Genomic DNA, 1,223 nt, shown 5'->3' on the forward strand with positions numbered 1-1,223 from the left:
CATACTGCTATGCACATAAGCACTCTGTTTTCCGCAGATCACCATTTTAGAGGTATACACTGGGTCAATCGCATTTAAAATCTCAATGAATTGCTCTTTGCTTAAATGAGCAAAAGCTAATTCTTGCCCCGCATCTACAACATGAGCACCATTTTCGGCAATAAAAGCAATCTCATGATTAATTTCTGGAAAATACGTAACAAGCTTTGCAAGCTGGTTGCCACTAGCAACTACAAAACGGATATTATTTTGTTTTAGTTGTTCATACTGTTTTAAAAAACGTGCTTTGTTGTACTGCTTCTTAGAATTAAGAAAAGTCCCATCCATATCTACCGCTAAAATTTTTACTGTCATTAATGATCTAGGTCTCTTACTAAAATCTTATTAAATCAAATTTAGCTTTATTTTTCATGACACTTTTACAGTTTTCTATTCAATATATTTTAAAAAGTTTTACACAAGTCTTCTCGTTTTTTGCACAGGTTATTTTTTAGCAAAGCTTAATAAAAAAACAGATCCAAAAATATCCCGATAGAATAGAAAAAGAACGCCAAAGCGTTCTTTTTTCATACATTTTGCTTAGAGAATAAACGGTTGATCTGATTTTGTTTATTTTACCAACATCTTATCCATATGGTTATCAACACAGTTATCCATACAGTTATAAACAAAGTTATCCACAAGTTTACTCTCAGCTTAATATTCTTTTTTTAAGCGTCTACACTACCGACTTTTGCAAGCTCTGCACGCATTTGATCAATCACAACTTTATAATCTGGTTGACCAAAAATTGCCGAACCAGCAACGAACATATCTGCACCAGCTTCTGCAATTTCACGGATATTTGCAGGACCAACACCACCGTCTACTTCTAAACGGATATCACGGCCACTTGCATCAATAATTTTACGCGCTTCACGTAATTTTTCTAAAGTCATTGGAATGAACTTTTGTCCACCAAAACCTGGGTTTACACTCATTAATAAAATTTGGTCAACTTTATCAAGAACATAGTCTAGATAATGCAATGGTGTTGCTGGGTTAAAAACTAATCCTGCTTTAGCACCACCAGACTTAATAAGCTGTAATGAACGGTCAATGTGATGAGAAGCTTCTGGGTGAAACGTAATGATATCTGCGCCTGCTTCTAGGAAATCACCAATAATACGGTCAACTGGAGATACCATTAAATGCACATCAACAGGAGCAGTAATTCCATAATT

2 protein-coding genes are annotated in these 1,223 nt (G+C 34.8%); both read right to left on the reverse strand.

Features of this window, described 5'->3' with window-relative positions; genetic code table 11:
• On the reverse strand, nt 1-354 hold a 354-nt coding region (locus VXQ92_RS19160), incomplete at its 3' end, for an HAD hydrolase family protein (RefSeq protein WP_416682868.1).
• A gap of 356 nt (nt 355-710) precedes the next feature.
• Nucleotides 711-1,223: ribulose-phosphate 3-epimerase (gene rpe / locus VXQ92_RS19165; RefSeq protein WP_416682869.1), on the reverse strand; the 513-nt coding region annotated here is incomplete at its 5' end.

This window comes from Acinetobacter sp. 228, from assembly GCF_048147885.1.